Annotated in this window: 13 protein-coding genes and 1 tRNA gene; 8 read left to right on the plus strand and 6 right to left on the minus strand. The window is 62.8% G+C overall.

Annotation, left to right across the window (positions count from 1 at the left end):
• Window positions 1-71: 71 nt before the first annotated feature.
• Window positions 72-1139: a potassium channel family protein gene (locus G9U53_RS01810; protein WP_003942296.1), complete on the plus strand. Its 1068-nt coding sequence runs from the start codon at window positions 72-74 to the stop codon at window positions 1137-1139.
• Window positions 1140-1177: 38 nt separating this feature from the next.
• The gene (gene nudC / locus G9U53_RS01815) at window positions 1178-2077 is read left to right on the plus strand and encodes an NAD(+) diphosphatase (protein ID WP_007731249.1); all 900 of its coding nucleotides are present in this window, start codon (window positions 1178-1180) and stop codon (window positions 2075-2077) included.
• 14 nt (window positions 2078-2091) lie between these two features.
• Here the strand turns inward: nudC and G9U53_RS01820 are convergent, their stop codons facing one another.
• The gene (locus G9U53_RS01820) at window positions 2092-2349 is read right to left on the minus strand and encodes a mycoredoxin (RefSeq protein WP_003942350.1); all 258 of its coding nucleotides are present in this window, start codon (window positions 2347-2349) and stop codon (window positions 2092-2094) included.
• 103 nt (window positions 2350-2452) lie between these two features.
• Between G9U53_RS01820 and G9U53_RS01825 the strand changes: the two genes are divergently transcribed.
• Window positions 2453-4591 carry an ATP-dependent DNA helicase UvrD2 gene (locus tag G9U53_RS01825; protein ID WP_165638258.1) on the plus strand — a complete coding sequence of 713 codons (2139 nt, stop codon included), beginning with the start codon at window positions 2453-2455 and terminating at the stop codon, window positions 4589-4591.
• Between the two features lie 513 nt (window positions 4592-5104).
• Window positions 5105-5428 (plus strand): WhiB family transcriptional regulator, encoded by a 324-nt coding sequence (locus G9U53_RS01830; RefSeq protein ID WP_003942321.1) that lies wholly within the window; start codon window positions 5105-5107, stop codon window positions 5426-5428.
• Window positions 5429-5454: 26 nt separating this feature from the next.
• Here the strand turns inward: G9U53_RS01830 and G9U53_RS01835 are convergent, their stop codons facing one another.
• From G9U53_RS01835 to G9U53_RS01845, 3 genes are all read right to left on the minus strand, one after another.
• A complete protein-coding gene (locus G9U53_RS01835; RefSeq protein ID WP_030534995.1) occupies window positions 5455-6795 on the minus strand; it encodes an AarF/UbiB family protein in 1341 nt (446 codons plus the stop codon).
• Between the two features lie 7 nt (window positions 6796-6802).
• Window positions 6803-7717 carry a hypothetical protein gene (locus tag G9U53_RS01840; protein WP_165638259.1) on the minus strand — a complete coding sequence of 305 codons (915 nt, stop codon included), beginning with the start codon at window positions 7715-7717 and terminating at the stop codon, window positions 6803-6805.
• 98 nt (window positions 7718-7815) lie between these two features.
• Complete coding sequence (locus tag G9U53_RS01845) at window positions 7816-9216, minus strand: zinc-dependent metalloprotease (protein ID WP_165638260.1); 1401 nt, start codon at window positions 9214-9216, stop codon at window positions 7816-7818.
• A 123-nt stretch (window positions 9217-9339) separates the two neighbouring features.
• Here G9U53_RS01845 and G9U53_RS01850 point away from each other — a divergent pair, with 123 nt between their 5' ends.
• Window positions 9340-10362 (plus strand): PDZ domain-containing protein, encoded by a 1023-nt coding sequence (locus G9U53_RS01850; protein ID WP_347570797.1) that lies wholly within the window; start codon window positions 9340-9342, stop codon window positions 10360-10362.
• A gap of 26 nt (window positions 10363-10388) precedes the next feature.
• Here G9U53_RS01850 and G9U53_RS01855 read toward each other — a convergent pair whose 3' ends face one another.
• Window positions 10389-10976, minus strand: coding sequence for a PPA1309 family protein (locus G9U53_RS01855; protein WP_030534992.1), 588 nt, complete (start codon window positions 10974-10976; stop codon window positions 10389-10391).
• Window positions 10977-11165: 189 nt separating this feature from the next.
• On the opposite strand from G9U53_RS01855, the gene G9U53_RS01860 reads away from it, so the two are divergent.
• Window positions 11166-14081, plus strand: a complete 2916-nt coding sequence (locus G9U53_RS01860; protein ID WP_207623849.1) for a UPF0182 family protein — start codon at window positions 11166-11168, stop codon at window positions 14079-14081.
• An 89-nt stretch (window positions 14082-14170) separates the two neighbouring features.
• On the opposite strand, the gene G9U53_RS01865 is transcribed toward G9U53_RS01860, so the two are convergent.
• Window positions 14171-14725 (minus strand): transglycosylase family protein, encoded by a 555-nt coding sequence (locus G9U53_RS01865; RefSeq protein ID WP_003942299.1) that lies wholly within the window; start codon window positions 14723-14725, stop codon window positions 14171-14173.
• A gap of 450 nt (window positions 14726-15175) precedes the next feature.
• On the opposite strand from G9U53_RS01865, the gene G9U53_RS01870 reads away from it, so the two are divergent.
• A tRNA-Met gene (locus G9U53_RS01870) sits at window positions 15176-15249 on the plus strand.
• A 73-nt stretch (window positions 15250-15322) separates the two neighbouring features.
• The gene (locus G9U53_RS01875) at window positions 15323-16099 is read left to right on the plus strand and encodes a lipase (protein ID WP_003942360.1); all 777 of its coding nucleotides are present in this window, start codon (window positions 15323-15325) and stop codon (window positions 16097-16099) included.
• Window positions 16100-16103 lie beyond the last annotated feature (4 nt).

Genomic DNA, 16103 nt, shown 5'->3' on the forward strand with positions numbered 1-16103 from the left:
ATCTTCGAGGGTTACGCTGCCTGCCGATGTCCGTGTAGGTATTTCGTAAGTTCGAGTGAGAGAGTCGATGTATGGCCGGTAAGCTCCGGGCGCGTTTGACCAGGTCGGAAGCATTGACCGATCAGCCTGACTTCGCCCTTGTCGGGGTGCTGCGCATTCCCCAGCTACAGACAAGTCCGGCGCGGGCCATCTACAAGCGAGTTCTCATCGCGTTGGGTGCTCTCGGCGCCGCCGTGTTGATCGTGTACATCGATCGCGCGGGATACCGGGACGCACAGGACAACGAGCTGTCGCTGCTCGACTGCATTTACTATGCGACGGTTTCGCTCTCGACCACCGGCTACGGCGATATCACTCCGTTCACGCCGTCGGCGCGCCTGGTCAACGTCCTGTTGATCACGCCACTTCGGATCTTCTTCTTGATCGTGTTGGTCGGAACAACACTTTCAGCTCTGACCGAGAGTTCGCGTCAGGCGTTCAAAATTCAGCGTTGGAGGCAGCACGTGCGTAATCACACCGTCGTCGTCGGATACGGGACCAAGGGGCGGACGGCAATCGAAGCAATGCTCGGTGACGGTGTACCGGCGTCGGAGATCGTGGTCGTGGACACCGATCAGACCGTCCTCGATTCGGCGGCGAGCAAGGGCCTGGTGACGGTGTTCGGTTCGGCGACGAAATCGGACGTACTTCGGTTGGCAGGTGCGCAGAATGCGTCGTCGATCATCGTGGCAACCAACCGTGACGACACCGCAGTGCTCGTGACGCTGACAGCCCGCGAAATCGCGCCGAAAGCCAAGATCGCCGCAGCCATCCGTGAAGCCGACAACGCGCATCTTCTGCGTCAGTCCGGCGCAGACTCCGTCGTCGTGTCCTCGGAGACGGCGGGTCGACTCCTCGGCATCGCGACCACGACGCCGACCGTCGTGGAGATGATCGAAGACCTGCTGACTCCGGAGGCCGGATTCGCGATTGCCGAGCGTGCCGTCGAGCGCGACGAGGTCGGCGGCTCTCCGCGTCATCTCTCCGACATCGTGCTCGGGGTCGTTCGTGACGGCCGTCTGGTTCGCGTCGGTTCGCCCGAGGTGGACGCCGTCGAGGAGAACGATCGACTGCTCTACATTCGCCGCGTCACGAACTGAGTGTTACCGAGCTTCGTGCGCGCAGTAATGTCGTGAGCGTGAACGACTTCCAGCTGACCGAAACACCTCTGCTCTCACGCTCGAGCGTCGGCCGCGCCGAGGAATTGCGGTCGGACGCCGCTGCACTGACGACGGGTTGGGCGGACGCACTGCTCCTCCGTGTGAATTCACGGGGTCAGGTCAAGGTGTCGCCGGAAGGTCAATTGGTCTTCGCCGAGGCAACCGAGTTGGGGCCCGAACCGGTGCGCGGCGCGGTCTTCCTGGGAATTCGGGAGAATCGCCACGTCTGGGCGGTGCGGGTGTCGCTGCTGGCGGGCACTTTGTCTGAATTGCGGATGCTCGGCGGAACACTCGACGACGCGGACGCCGGTTTGTTGACCGGTGCCGTCGCGATTCTCAACTGGCACGACAGTGCCGGATTCAGCGCTATCGACGGCGCACCGAGTGAACCCACGATGTCCGGCTGGTCACGCATTTCCACGTCCACCGGCCACGAGGAGTTTCCCCGAACGGATCCGGCGGTCATCTGCCTGGTGCACGACGGCGGCGATCGAGTTCTACTCGCGCGTCAGCCGACCTGGCCGCAGCGCCGTTTCTCGATTCTCGCGGGATTCGTCGAGGCCGGGGAGTCACTCGAAACGTGTGTTGTCCGCGAGATCAAGGAAGAAGTCGGTATCGACGTGCACAGCGTTCGATACCTCGGGAGCCAGCCTTGGCCGTTCCCTCGCTCGGTGATGTTGGGCTTCGCCGCAATCGGCGACCCCGCCGCTCCGCTGCTGTTCGCGGACGGCGAGATCGCCGAGGGCACCTGGTTCACGAAGGACGAGGTGCGCGCCGCTCTCGAACTCGGCGACTGGGGTTCGGAAGCGGACGCGCCACTGCTGCTGCCCGGGTCGATCTCCATCGCTCGCGGAATGCTCGAGAGCTGGGTCAAGTAGCAGCCGGAGAAGGTCTACAGACCCAGAGCCTGCTTGACCTGGTTGAGCGACGGGTTGGTCGCAACGCTGCCGTCGCCGTACTTCACGGTCGGAACGACGTGATTGCCACCGTTGACGCTGCCGACGAAATCGGCTGCTGCCGGATCGTTCTCGATGTCGATCTCGGTGTACTCGATCCCCGACGCGTTGAGCTGCGTCTTGAGGCGACGGCAGTAGCCGCACCACGTGGTCGAGTAGATGGTCAGGGCAGGCGCATTTTCGGTAGAAGTCACGGCCGATATAACACCACGACCGAGAGCGTTGTTCCGTATCGGCCCGTGTTCTCTTGCCCACATACCGTCGGGCGCGGCGAATGGAGTGTCGGAACGTCCTGCCATGATGGTCCCCATGCCTGCGGACACCGGACTGGATCCAGAACAATCGGCCGCCGTGCTCGCGCCACGCGGCCCGGTATGTGTCCTCGCGGGCGCTGGAACAGGCAAAACCCGCACCATCACGCGCCGGATCGCTCATCTGGTTGCCGACGGTCACGTGTCGGCCGGTCAGGTGCTTGCCGTGACGTTCACCGCTCGTGCGGCCGGGGAAATGCGTGGACGTCTCCGTGAGCTGGGCGTCGGCGGGAGTGGGCCGCAGGTGCAGGCTCAAACTTTTCACGCTGCTGCTCTCCGTCAACTGAAGTACTTCTGGCCGCAGGTTGTCGGCGACACGCCGTGGCGTCTGCTGGACCGAAAGTTCGCCGTTGTCAGCAGTGCCGCAGCCCGGGTGGGATTGTCCACCAGCACGGAAAGCGTCCGCGACCTCGCCAGTGAAATCGAGTGGTCGAAGGCGTCGCTGATCGCGCCGGAGGATTACCCACGCGCGATCGCCAAGATTCGCCGTGAGGCACCGGTCGATGCCACCAAGGTGGCCCAGGTGTATGCCGCATACGAAGAGCTGAAAGCACGCGGCCAGGACGGCATGCTGCTTGATTTCGACGATCTCCTACTGCACACGGCGGCAGCTCTCGAAGAGCATTCGACAGTCGCCGACGAGTTCCGCGAGCGGTATCGCTGCTTCGTCGTGGACGAGTATCAGGACGTCACCCCACTGCAGCAGCGTGTGCTCGACGCCTGGCTGGGCGACCGAGACGATCTGACCGTGGTGGGCGATGCGAATCAGACCATCTACTCCTTCACCGGAGCCACCCCCAACTATCTGTTGGACTTCTCCCGGAAATTCCCCGAAGCGACCGTCGTTCGGCTCGAACGGGATTACCGCTCCACCCCTGAGGTCGTGTCGTTGGCGAACCGCGTGATCGGTGCGGCGCGCGGGCGGATCGCCGGGACGCGTCTGCAGCTGATCGGGCAGCGCGCGCCGGGGCCTGAGCCGGAGTTCATGGAGTTCGACGACGAGCCGGCCGAGGCGCTCGGCGTTGCGCGGGCGATCAAACGGCTGATCGCGGCAGGCACTCCTGCTGCCGAGATCGCTGTTCTGTACCGGATCAATGCTCAGTCGGAGGCGCACGAGCAGGCCCTGACGAAGCTGGGCATTCCGTTCCAGGTGCGCGGTGGAGAGGGCTTCTTCACTCGCACCGAGGTACGTCAGGCGGTGGCAGCGCTGCGTCAGGCAGCTGGACGCGACGACCTCCCCGAAGGTGCAGACAACGGCGAAGCGCTGGTCTCACTCGTCCGCGCTGTGCTCGCGCCGCTCGGCCTGACCAACGAAGAGCCTTCGGGTACTCAGGCACGCGAGCGCTGGGCGTCGCTCTCGGCTCTCGTGGCGCTCACCGAAGAACAACTTGTCCACGAACCTGAACTGACGCTCACCGGGCTTCTACAGGAGCTCACGGCCCGAGCCGAGGCGCGGCACCCACCGACCGTGCAAGGTGTGACGCTGGCCTCCCTCCACGCGGCCAAGGGGCTCGAATGGGATGCGGTGTTCCTGGTCGGCCTCAACGACGGCACCCTGCCTATCCAACACGTTCTCGGCGACGCCAATTCGGGCGCCGACGACGTCGCGGTGGAGGAGGAGCGTCGGCTTCTCTACGTGGGGGTTACTCGCGCTCGCGAGCATCTGCAGCTGTCGTGGGCATTGGCCCGCAATGAGGGTGGACGCAAGTCCCGTCGCCGGTCGAGATTTCTCAACGGACTAATCCCGGAGGACTCGCCGGCCTCGCGCGTCGCCGCGCCGTCGTCGGGAAACAAGAAGCGTCCGCGCTGCCGCGTATGCGGCAAACCGTTGATCGGGACGTCGGCGACCATGCTCGGGCGCTGCGAAAAATGCCCGTCCAATGTCGACCTGGAATTGCTCGAGCACCTCAAGGCCTGGCGTCTGGACAAGTCCAGAGAACTCAAAGTTCCGGCCTATGTCGTCTTCAGTGACAACACACTGATGGCTATTGCCGAACAACGACCACAAGATAATCGTGGACTGGTTTCGATCCCTGGAATCGGGCCGAAGAAACTCGACAACTTCGGGGAAGACGTACTAGCTGTCATTCGCGGTGAACTGCGAGCGGCAACACTCGATATCTGACAACACATCCGAATCGACAACGGTGAGTTACATAACCGCAGGTCAAAAATAGGTTGTGCAGATTCGGCAGATTCTCTACTCTGGTTTTCAGTGTTACGGGGCAACCTGTGCGCAGAAACTATCCGGACCGACACGAAATGGAGGTGGCAAAAAAATGACGAACTTGATCTCGTATGAAGCGTGCGCAAGCGCAAAGTTCGCTGTTGCCGCCCCCATGCTGCCGCGTGCAGCGGGATGGGCGCAGCATGCGTTCCGCCTGCGCCCTCAAGCAGCAGCAAAGAAAGCAGCTGTCGAGTCCGTGTTCTTAAGCCATCGAGGTATTTCTCGGTAGGACACATCCGTTCACTTACGGCCACGGACCCGCAGCCCCTGCGGACCGTGGCCTTTGTGTTGGATAGCCCTCTTCATCTGGTTTCCGACTCGGCTCAGGTTCGCACCCATCGAACCCATATCGTGCGACACAGTTTCGCATCCGAGCACTAGGAGACCGAGTTGTCTGCCCAGACAATCCGCGTGGAATCCGAAAACTCCACCACTGCAGTAACTTCCACCGACGTCACTTCGGCTGCAGTCACGTTCATCGAGGTCGCGTCCACCCGCCGCGACTTGCCGTGCCGGGCATCCAACCCCGATCTCTGGTTCGCCGAAGCTCCGGCCGAACTCGAGCAGGCCAAGGCACTGTGCGCGCAGTGCCCCATCCGTTCCCGTTGTCTCAGTGCGGCTCTCGACCGCGCCGAGCCATGGGGGGTGTGGGGCGGCGAGATCCTCGATCAGGGGGCCGTCATAGCGCGCAAGAGACCGAGAGGGCGCCCACGCAAGCAACTTGTGTGCGCGTGAGAGCCCTATTCGGCGGAGCCGGTGTCTTATTCGGCGGAGCCGGTGTCATCCAGAACCGGCTCCGCGAACCCTGGCAACCAACGAGTCAGGATTTCCATGTACGGGGCATATGCGTCCAACTGGGCGCATATGCCGACCGAACCGAGAAGAACACGGAAGATCATCAAATACTCGGCCGGAAGGTTGAGTGCACGGGCCGTTCGGAACTGCGCACTGTTGAAGTCAGTGGCGGTTCCGGCGGCCTTTTGCAGCCATGCCCGAGTGAAGTGAAATGACTCGGTCTGGATCGGGTCGGTGAAGGGTCGCAGGTAATCCGCGATCTCCTTGTCGGTCACCGTGCGTCCGGGGATCACGAAACCGTTGGCGCGCAACAACTCCGTCAACTCGTCGAATTGTTCCTCGACAGCCAAGCGCACCATCGTGCCGAGAACCCGTGGCAGTCCGTTCGGGAACGGCGCAGCAGCACCGAAGTCGATGACGCCGAGTCGGCCGTCCTCGAGAAGCATGAAATTGCCGGGGTGCGGGTCACAGTGGAGCAATCCGACACGGGCCGGAGACGCGAAGTGGAATTCGGCGAGTAGTGCACCGGCCGCATTGCGCTGCTCCGGCGTTCCACTCTCGATGATTCTGGTCAACGGGGTTGCCGTCATCCATTCGGTCACGACCACTTTCGGCGCGCTCGCCACGACGTGCGGGATCACGAATTGGGGATCTCCGTCGAACTCTTTGGCAAAAGCTCGCTGATTGTTCGCCTCGATCCGATAGTCGAGTTCTTCCTCCGTGCGCGCGGTGAACTCCTCGATCACGGGCCGTACGTCGACACCGGGCATGACCGAACCGAAGAGACCGGCAAATCTGCCCAGGGTCTTGAGATCGGCGCGTAGAGCTTCGTCGGCGCCGGGGTACTGAACTTTCACGGCTACGTCGCGGCCGTCCGCCCAGACGGCTCGGTGAACCTGCCCGATGCTTGCCGACGCGGTCGGTTCATCGTCGAACGACTGGAATCGGTCGCGCCACTTGGTTCCGAGTTGCTGGTCGAGCATCTTGTGTACTTGCTTGGTCGGCAGCGGCGGGGCGGCGGCCTGGAGCTTGTTCAGCGACTCGCGGTATGGCTCGGCGAATTCCTCCGGAATTGCCGCCTCCATGACGCTGAGCGCTTGGCCCAGCTTCATCGCGCCGCCCTTGAGTTCGCCCAGCACCGCGAACAGTTGCTCGGCCGCCTTCGCGCTCAACTGCGCGTCGATCTCGCCTTTGTCGCCGCCGGCGAGCTTGCGTCCGAAGCCCATGGCGGCGCGACCGGCCATCCCCAGGGGGATGCTCGCGAGTTTGGCAGTACGGGCAGAACTCTTGCGTGGGATCTCGGACACCACACCATCATGTCTGACTGGGGCGTCCTTTGCCCGAAACAGGTGCCAGGTATTGGCAACTGCAGGATATTTGCCGAGGCCAGCGCCTGGTTGTGATCCGATACGGACGGAGCGCGATCTCGAGCGTCGACGACAGACTCGCCGCATGCGTCGCCGCTGTCTCCGATAATGCGGAGTCGATCTCGGCCAGGGCCAGCGCGACACTTGCATGGATCATCGCCGATTCCGCGTGGCCTGCGCTGCCGAGTAGCTGCGCGGACAGATGAAGCCAATGAGGGTCGAGTTCGGATCGGAGGATGTCGGCGCACCGCAGGCAACTCGACTGACCAGGCAGGACAAGAGGACCGACCACACCGTTGCCGTCGCGGATGCGGACGGAAAGGTGGGGGAGTCCACAGCGAACGAGATCGCTGACCAGACGAGGATCAGTCACGACGTCGTCGCTCAGGACCACCAGTTGTTCGTTCCACGTGCGCACGACGTCGGTGTTGCGATACCCGCGCGAGCGACGCGTGCTGACCCCGCCGGTGACCAGTGCGCGCTCGATGGCGTCAGAGAGCGGACCGACACCGTGAATCCGGACCGTCGCGGTGCTTCTGCGGGCAGTGTGGACGAAACCGGAATCGGCGAGTTGCTCGAGCAACTCCTCCGTCACGGATGTGGGAATCCCGCGCCTCGACGCTTCCCAGAGGATGTTTGCGCGGGATCTCGAGCCGTCCATTTTGCGCAGGATCGACTTCACCGCGCGATCGTCGACCCCGACAGGCAGAGTCAGCAGGACGGCACGTCCGGGGGTCCATCCCAGCTGCAGTCGACCATCCGGGCGCGACAGAACAGCGATCCGCGGGTCCCATCGAGGTCCCGCGGATCGCTGTGAAGTGCTGTCTTGTCTGGTGTTGTCGTGTGTGTGACCGGTCATCATTCGATGCTGGCACGACGGGCCCTCGGCGAGTCCCCGTCAGCGGCAGTTATCCACAGGCGGTCATCGCGGCTGATCTGCGAAAATCGGTCGAGAAGGGATTACTTCTCTTCGTCGTCCTCGCGGGTCTTGTCCATCGCTTCCTCGGCCGCACGCTCTTTTGCCACGACGGCTTCGAGCTGGGCTATCGGGTCGTCGAAATTACCGGCTTCGCCGGCGCCGAGGACACGGGCGACAAATCCGTCCGGTGCGTCGAGATCGCTCGAATCAGGCATCAGGTCGGGATGCGACCAGACGCCGTCGCGAACGTCCATACCGGCTTCCGCAGTGAGCTTCTGCCACAAACCAGCCGCTTCGCGGACCTTGCGAGGACGAAGTTCTAGTCCGACCAGCGTCGCAAAGGTCTGTTCGGCGGGGCCGCCGGTAGCGCGGCGACGCCGCAACGTCTCACTCATCGCGGCAACACCAGGCAGTCGCTCGCCGAGTGCGGCGGTGACGACCGTCTCCACCCAACCCTCGACCAGCGCAAGCAGAGTCTCTAGACGTTCGAGAGCGGCTTTCTGCTCCGGAGTGTTCTGCGGCTCGAACGTGCCCTGCTGCATCAGCGCTTCGAGCTTGCTCGGATCGGTGAGAGCGGATGGATCGAGGTCCTTGGCGAATTCTTCCATCGCCGAGAAGTCCATGGTGATTCCGCGGGCGTATTCCTCCACTGTCGCGAGAACACGCTGGCGCAGCCACGGAACGTGACTGTAAAGGCGCTGATGAGCGGCTTCCCGCGCGGCGAGGAAGACCAGAACTTCCTGATGCGGCTGTTCGAGACCCTCACTGAAAGCCTGAACCGCAGCCGGGAGAAGGGCCGCGGTGCCTTCGGGGCCGAGGGGCAGGCCGATGTCAGTGGAGGAGAGCACCTCGGTGGACAGTTGGCCGAGTGCCTGGCCCAATTGCGAGCCGAACGCGAGTCCGCCCATCTGGCCGAGCATGCCCAGCATCGGGCCAGCCATCTGCTGTGCTTCGGCCGGAAGACCCTGGACCCACATGCCCGCTACCTTCTCGGCCACCGGATCACAGAGTCGCTTCCACGTGTCGATCGTGTTGTCGAGCCAGTCGTTCGGAGTCCACGCAAGAGTGCGGCTCGCTCCGGCAGGGAGCGTTGTCGCGGCGTCCAGCCACATCTCGGCCAGGTGCGCGGCGTCGGCGATCGCCTTGACGTTGCCCTCGGTGATCGGTGCGACCGATCCGATCTGTTGGCGTGCCAGTTTCTTGGCGATGTCGTAGTTGACCGGGCCGGACGAACCGCCCTGGCCCATCGACGAGCCCATTCCGCTCAGCATCTGCCCGAACTGGGTGAGCATCTGGCCGAGCTGAGCCGGATCGAATCCCTCACCGCCCGCGCCGAACCCGAACGGCATGTCACCACCCCCGAACGGATTGCCACCCGCCGCGTTCTTGTCGCGATCGGGATCGTCGTCGGAGTTGGAGAAGCCGAACGGCATATTGCTCATACCTCAACGGTACAAGGCTCGAGCGGTCGGAGTCGCCCTCCGAGTCACGCTGACGGCGAACACGCACGGCGCTCAGGCGGTGCGATCGGTGCTCCGGAGCCTTCGCGCTTTACTCTGGATCAGGTGAATCGACGGATAGTGACGCTCTTGGCCGCACTCGCACCCATCGTCGTGTTGGGAGTCGTCGGAACAATGGTCACTGTTCCTTATGTCGCACTCGGTCCGGGCCCCACCTTCAACACGCTCGGCGACGTCGACGGTAAGCCCGTCGTGGACATCCAGGGGACCGAGGTCGATCCCACCGACGGCAACCTCAACATGACAACGGTGTCGGTTCGCGACGGCCTCAACATCTTCGAAGCGTTCGGACTGTGGGCGAGTGGCAGCAACGGACTCGTCCCTCGCTCGGAGATCTATCCGCCCGAGAAGTCGAAGGAAGAGATTCAGCAGGCCAACACCGCCGACTTCCAGCAATCCGAGGACAGTGCCGAGTTGGCGGCACTGCACTTTCTCGGCAAGCCGGTGGCACTGACTGTTTCGAAGGTGACTCCGGACGGTCCCGCTGCGGGTGCCCTGCAAGAAGGCGACGTCCTGGTCAAGATCGGCGACACTCCGGTAACCACCATCACCGGCGTTCAGGACACGGTCGGTGCGATCGCGCCCGGCACCGCGATCGACGTCACCGTCCTTCGTGAGGGTGTGGAGACCGTTGTGCCGGTCACCGTCGGGGCGCGGCCCAACAAGCCCGAATCGGGTTACCTCGGCGTCACACCCAGCGAGGTCCCGGACGTTCCCTTCACCGTGCAGTTCAATCTCGCCGACATCGGCGGTCCTTCTGCCGGACTGATGTTCACACTGGCCTTGGTCGACAAGCTGACTCCGGGGGAGCTCAACGGCGGAAAGTTCGTAGCCGGAACGGGCACCATCGACTCCGACGGCGAGGTCGGTCCGATCGGCGGCATCAGGTACAAGTTGATCGCCGCGTCCGAAGCCGGTGCTGAGACCTTCCTCGTGCCGGCCCAGAACTGTGACGAGGCGAAACAGAATGCGCCGGACGGGCTTCGACTCGTCAAGGTCGACAACCTGCCCGGCGCAGTGGACGCACTCGAAAGCCTCAACACGGGTGGCGACGCACCCCGCTGCTGAAAGCTGCCTGGCCGCCGACGACTCTGTCAGTCTTCTTCGACCTCGTCGAGCGTCGCGTACAGGGCGTGCACGAGGTGAGGTGCAAGACCGTCGTAGGTGAGCAGTTCCAAGTCACCGTACGGATCCGCATCCTCGTCGGGACGCATCTGTAGGAGCGACAGCGAGGGACCGTCACGGAGCACGCCGACGAACAGTCGAGCCTCGCGTCGATCGGGATGCGCGTCGGCCGTCAGTCGAGCGACTTCGTCCGCCGCGTGCTGATCGGTCAACACCGGCGCCGTGGCGTGGTCGAGATCCGATTCCGCCTCGGGCGGCAGGACGACGATCTCCTGCACCAGGATGCAACCCTGCACGGACTCGGGCCAATGCGTCGTTGCCAGGAACTCGTCGAGTGCCCGTGAACCGCCGATGATGTCCTCGGGAAGCGATTCCTGTTCGATCGGTGTGTATTCGGCGCCCTCGGCGAGTTGGTCGAGCAGTCCGGGTTCGGCCGCGGCGAGCATCTCGGTGGGTACCAACGCGTACAGCTTCGGCGGCTGATCCCAGCCTTCGGCGTCGATGTGGTCGACAACTTCATGAACGCACCGGGCGAGGGCACTCGGTGATCTGCTCATATTCTCTTCACTCACGCCTTCATCCTCCCACCTTCTGTCCGGCTCCCCGCTCTCCGTGTTGTCAACCCGTGACCGTTGTTACGTAGAGTGGTCGGAAACGGCCAAGTCCACTCGGGCGTGGCCGCAGTGATCGATGCAATCGGTTGCGACGCCACGGCGTCGCCAAATCTTGGAGCGTGGCACGTGGGCATGCGGCCCCCCGCAGGTTTACCCTCTCTGTCCAGACGCAGTCGAATCTTGTTGGTGGTGGCTGTCGTAGTGGCGGCCTTGCTGCTCGTGGGGCCGCGACTGATCGGCATGTACACGGACTGGTTGTGGTTCGGCGAAGTCGGCTTCCGCGGTGTCTTCACCAAGGTTCTGCTGACGCGATTCGTGCTCTTCCTGGTCGTCGGAATTGTCGTCGGCGCCATCGTGTGGCTCGCGATGCTTCTCGCGTACCGCGCACGCCCGGTGTTCGTCCCGGTCTCCGGGCCCAATGATCCGATCGCGCGCTACCGCACCACCGTCATGTCGCGTCTTCGTCTGTTCGGCGTGATCATTCCGGTAGCGATCGGCATCCTGTCCGGTCTCATCGCGCAGGCCAACTGGGTCACTATCCAGTTGTTCCTCAACGGCCAGGCATTCGGTATCACCGATCCTCAGTTCAACTTGGACGTCGGCTTCTACACGTTCGATCTGCCGTTCTACCGTTTCGTTCTGAACTGGTTGTTCGTCTCGATCCTGCTGGCTTTCGTGGCAAACCTGGTCACCCACTACGTTTTCGGTGGAATCAAGTTGGCCGGGCGCAATGGGACGTTCACCACGGCCGCTCGTATTCAGCTGGCTGTCATCGCCGGCACCTTTGTGCTTCTCAAGGCGGTGGCGTACTGGTTTGATCGGTACTCGTTGATGTCGAGTAGTCGTAAGGAACCGACGTTCACCGGCCCGGGCTTCACCGACATCAATGCGGTTCTGCCTGCGAAGCTCATTCTGTTGTCTATTGCGGTCATCTGCGCCTTGGCGTTCTTCGCCTCGATCTTCACGCGGGATCTTCGGATACCGGCCATGGCAGTCGCTCTACTGGTTCTTTCGTCGGTCCTCGTCGGTGCCGTCTACCCGATGATCGTCGAGCAGTTCTCCGTCAAGCCCAATGCGGCGCAGAAGGAGAGCACGTACATCGAACGAAACATCGAAGCGACCCGTCAGGCGTACGGGATCACGGAAGAAAACGTCGACTACGTCGACTATCCGGGAATTGGCACCAAGCAGCCCCAGGACGTTCCGGCAGACCGGACCACGATCGCGAACACACGCCTGTTGGATCCGACCATTCTGTCGCCGACGTTCACCGCTCAGCGTCAGCTCAAGAACTTCTACGGGTTCCCGCAGACGCTCAACGTCGACCGTTACGAACAAGACGGCCAGTTGCGTGACTTCGTTGTCGCCGCGCGTGAGCTGTCGCCGAACAACCTTTCCGGCAACCAGACGGACTGGATCAACAAGCACACGGTCTACACGCACGGCAACGGTTTCGTCGCCGCCCAGGCCAACGAAGTCACGGCCGTGCAGGGCGACAGTCAGAACAACACCGGTGGCTACCCGATCTACTCGGTGAGCGACCTGACGACCACGCCCGAGAACGAGAATCTCAAGGTGGACAATCCTCGTTCGTACTACGGCGAGGTGATCAGTCAGTCGGACGCCGATTACTCGATCGTCGGTTCCGTCGACGGTGAGGGACCGCGGGAGTACGACACCGACACCTCGAAGTACACCTACACAGGTTCGGGTGGCGTTTCGATCGGCAACTGGTTCAACCGTCTTGCATTCGCGGCGAAGTACACCGAGCGCAACATCCTGTTCTCGAGTGCAATCGGCTCGAACTCGAAGATCATCTTCAAGCGTGATCCGAAGGAAAGGGTCGAGGAGGTCGCGCCTTGGCTGACGACCGACGGCGCTGCTTACCCCGCAGTGGTCGACGGCAAGATGCAGTGGATCATCGACGGCTACACCACGGCCCAGGATTACCCGTACGCGCAGCGCAGTTCGCTCGACGGGTTGGTCGAGGACAGTATCGACCAGACGACCGGGCGCCTCATTCCGCGCCAGGAGTTCTCGTACATCCGTAACTCAGTGAAGGCCACGGTCGATGCCTACGACGGCACTGTCACGCTGTACCAGGTCGACGAGCAGGATCCGGTTCTGAAGGCGTGGATGGGGGTCTTCCCGAACACGGTGAAGCCGAAGAGCGAAATCTCGGACGACTTGCAGGCACACTTCCGCTACCCGGAAGACATGTTCAAGGTTCAGCGAGAGATGCTGGCGAAGTACCACGTCGACGATCCGAGTGAGTTCTTCACCAACAACGCGTTCTGGTCGGTTCCGAGCGATCCGACGATCGACACGTCGGCCAACCAGCCGCCGTACTACGTGCTGGTGGGCGACAAGGACACCGCGAAGGCGGATTTCCGTCTGACCAGTCCGATGGTCGGGTTCAGTCGTGAGTTGCTGTCGGCCTACATCTCGGTGGCGAACGACAAGGAGAACTACGGCAAGTTCACGGTGCTGCAGTTGCCGACCGATACGCAGACTCAGGGTCCACAGCAGGCTCAGTCTGCGATGACGTCGGATTCGCGTGTTGCTTCGGAAGTGTCACTGCTCAAGCAGTCGAACAAGATTCAGTACGGAAACTTGCTGACTCTGCCGATTGCCGAGGGCGGAATCCTCTATGTCGAGCCTTTGTACTCGCAGCGAAACTCGCAGAACGCGTTCCCTCAGTTGGCGCGTGTATTGGTGAGCTTCAGCGACACCAACGGCATTCGGATCGGTTATGCACCGACCGTCTCCGAGGCGATCAGTCAGATTTGGCCGGGCGCAGGTTCGGCAGCGACGGTCACCCAGCCGGCACCCGATCCGGATACCGGAGCGCAACCGGAAACGCCGACAACTCCGACGGCACCGGCCCCGCCGGCTTCTTCGGATGACGTCACGAAGGCGCTGGCCGAGGTCAATTCGGCAATGGCGGCATTGAAGTCGGCGCAACAGAGCGGTGACTTCACCAGCTACGGTGCTGCGCTCGACCGCCTGCAGAAGGCTGTTGACGCGTACCAGGCGCTGCCGAGGTAAGCGGCGTCAGTTCATGAATAGCAGAAGGCCCACCATCCGATCGGATGGTGGGCCTTCTTGTGTGCTCAGGTGAAGCTGTACGAGCTGAATCAGCGCAGTGCTGCAACGATCGGTGCGTTGGCATCGGAGAGCTGCTGGAACTGTGCGGCGAAGCCGTACTGGCCGGCGAGGTCACGAGCGGTGTCGTAAGCCTGCTGTGCGGCGGGCTTGAGCTCGGCCGGGATCTCGATGGCGGGAGCAACTGCGGGTGCCTCGGCGACGGGAGCCGGCGCTGCGGCGGGAGCTTCTTCGACTGCAGGCTCGCTCGCGACGGTCAGACGCTGGCCGCAGACGGGCCATGCGCCGGGGCCCTGGCTCTGCAGGGTGTTCTCGGCGACGCGGATCTGCTCTTCCTTGGAAGCGTTGGCGGGCGAGCCGGTGCCACCGTTGGCGGTCCAGGTGCTCTGCGAGAACTGCAGGCCGCCGTAGTAGCCGTTTCCGGTGTTGATGTTCCAGTCGCCACCGCTCTCGCACTGTGCGACGCCGTCCCAGTTGTGGGTGGCTGCGGAAGCGGTGCCGGTGCTCATGGTAAGGGGCACTGCGACAAGTGCGCCGGCTACTGCCAATGTGCCGAATGCACGCTTGCTGATGCTGGTGTACGTCATGTCGGGGTAAATCCTCTCCGCGCTTGCTGACATCGGCGGGCCTGCGGGTCGGCGATGATGCTGACTTTCCCGGGCGCTTGTCTCTCCGTGTCTCTGCCCCTCGAAGGTTTCGGGGGTTCCGATCCCGCGGGGCAGAGTGGAGCAGCGGCGGGTCGGCGTTCGCCCGGTTGATTCGGGCCGGGACCGACCGTACGGGAGCGTCGAACGAGGGTCGATTCGCAATTTTCCGGACTGTCTGGTCTGCTCTCGACCCAAAATTTTAGCGTTTGTGCTGGTAGAGCCTTTCCGATGCCGTTTCGACGTACGTTCGTTACATGCTTGTTATGTGTTGATGCTCACGGGCATTTTGTGAACCCAGTCACCCGATTCTTCGACTTTCAGGCGTGTATTTCGCTCCAGCGCAGGCGATTTGCGTTCCGTTCACCTGCTCGTGTAACTTTGTCCATGCATCGCGGGGTGGAGCAGCTCGGTAGCTCGCTGGGCTCATAACCCAGAGGTCGCAGGTTCAAATCCTGTCCCCGCTACTAGAAAAGGACCGCCGCACTGGATTCCAGTGCGGCGGTCCTTTTTTGTGCGCAGCCGTCGTAGGGTGGCGAAGTGCGACTCTCGAAGATTCTTTTGGCGATGGCGGTGACTACTTCGCTGGTGACCACCGCTCTGGCGTTCTCGGCAGGAAGCGCTGCCGCCGGCGGGCGGATCACCGATGCGAAGCGCGTGGTCTTCATCGTTCCGGGGCAGCAGCTCTACAACTCGGGAGAAACGCACCAGGCGACCTACCGCGCCCTCGACAAGGCACTGAGCGCTGCGGGCTACGAGACACACTTCGTCGACGCACCCGGCAAGATGATTGCGGCCGACGCCGAGCTGATTGCCGATTCGATTCGCTCCTACGCTGCCGGCGCTGACTCCGTCGGGGTGATCGCGCACAGTGCGGGTGGACTGAGCTCCCGGTACTACGCGAAGTTCCTCGGTGGCTCCGAAGTAGTGGATTCATTCGTCGCCATCGGTGCGCCGCAGTACGGTAGCCCCGGTGGCTGCGTACAAGGCCCTGCCGACGGTTACGACACCTGCATGTTCTCCGAAGTTCTCACCAAGCTCAATGCCGGTGAGGACACTCCTGGATCTGCCTACTATTCGGTGGTGCAGAGTTCGGGCGAGTGGGCGGACGGTCGGTTGGACGGGGGCCAATGCCGGGTGTACGTCGATGGCGTTCCCGGGGCCGGAACCGGAGGAGACCATCTCACCGAGCTCGAGCATCCAGAGGTCATCTCGGGAGCGATCAGCGCTTTGGGGCGCGACTGTGTCGGTACGTTCGTGGACGAGAACGACGGCGACATCACCTGGCCTGACACGCTGTTTCCGTCATTTCGGTAAAGCT

This window comes from Rhodococcus sp. D-46, assembly GCF_011290655.1.
Classification (GTDB): Bacteria; Actinomycetota; Actinomycetes; order Mycobacteriales; family Mycobacteriaceae; genus Rhodococcus_F; species Rhodococcus_F qingshengii.

Bases quoted from the DNA above. Each gene is read 5' to 3' on its own strand.
- G9U53_RS01810 (WP_003942296.1), top strand. From the start codon at position 72: ATGGCCGGTAAGCTCCGGGCGCGTTTGACCAGGTCGGAAGCATTGACC.
- G9U53_RS01825 (WP_165638258.1), top strand. From the start codon at position 2,453: ATGATGGTCCCCATGCCTGCGGACACCGGACTGGATCCAGAACAATCG.
- G9U53_RS01840 (WP_165638259.1), bottom strand. From the start codon at position 7,717: ATGATGACCGGTCACACACACGACAACACCAGACAAGACAGCACTTCA.
- G9U53_RS01845 (WP_165638260.1), bottom strand. From the start codon at position 9,216: ATGAGCAATATGCCGTTCGGCTTCTCCAACTCCGACGACGATCCCGAT.
- G9U53_RS01855 (WP_030534992.1), bottom strand. From the start codon at position 10,976: ATGAGCAGATCACCGAGTGCCCTCGCCCGGTGCGTTCATGAAGTTGTC.
- G9U53_RS01860 (WP_207623849.1), top strand. From the start codon at position 11,166: ATGCGGCCCCCCGCAGGTTTACCCTCTCTGTCCAGACGCAGTCGAATC.
- G9U53_RS01865 (WP_003942299.1), bottom strand. From the start codon at position 14,725: ATGACGTACACCAGCATCAGCAAGCGTGCATTCGGCACATTGGCAGTA.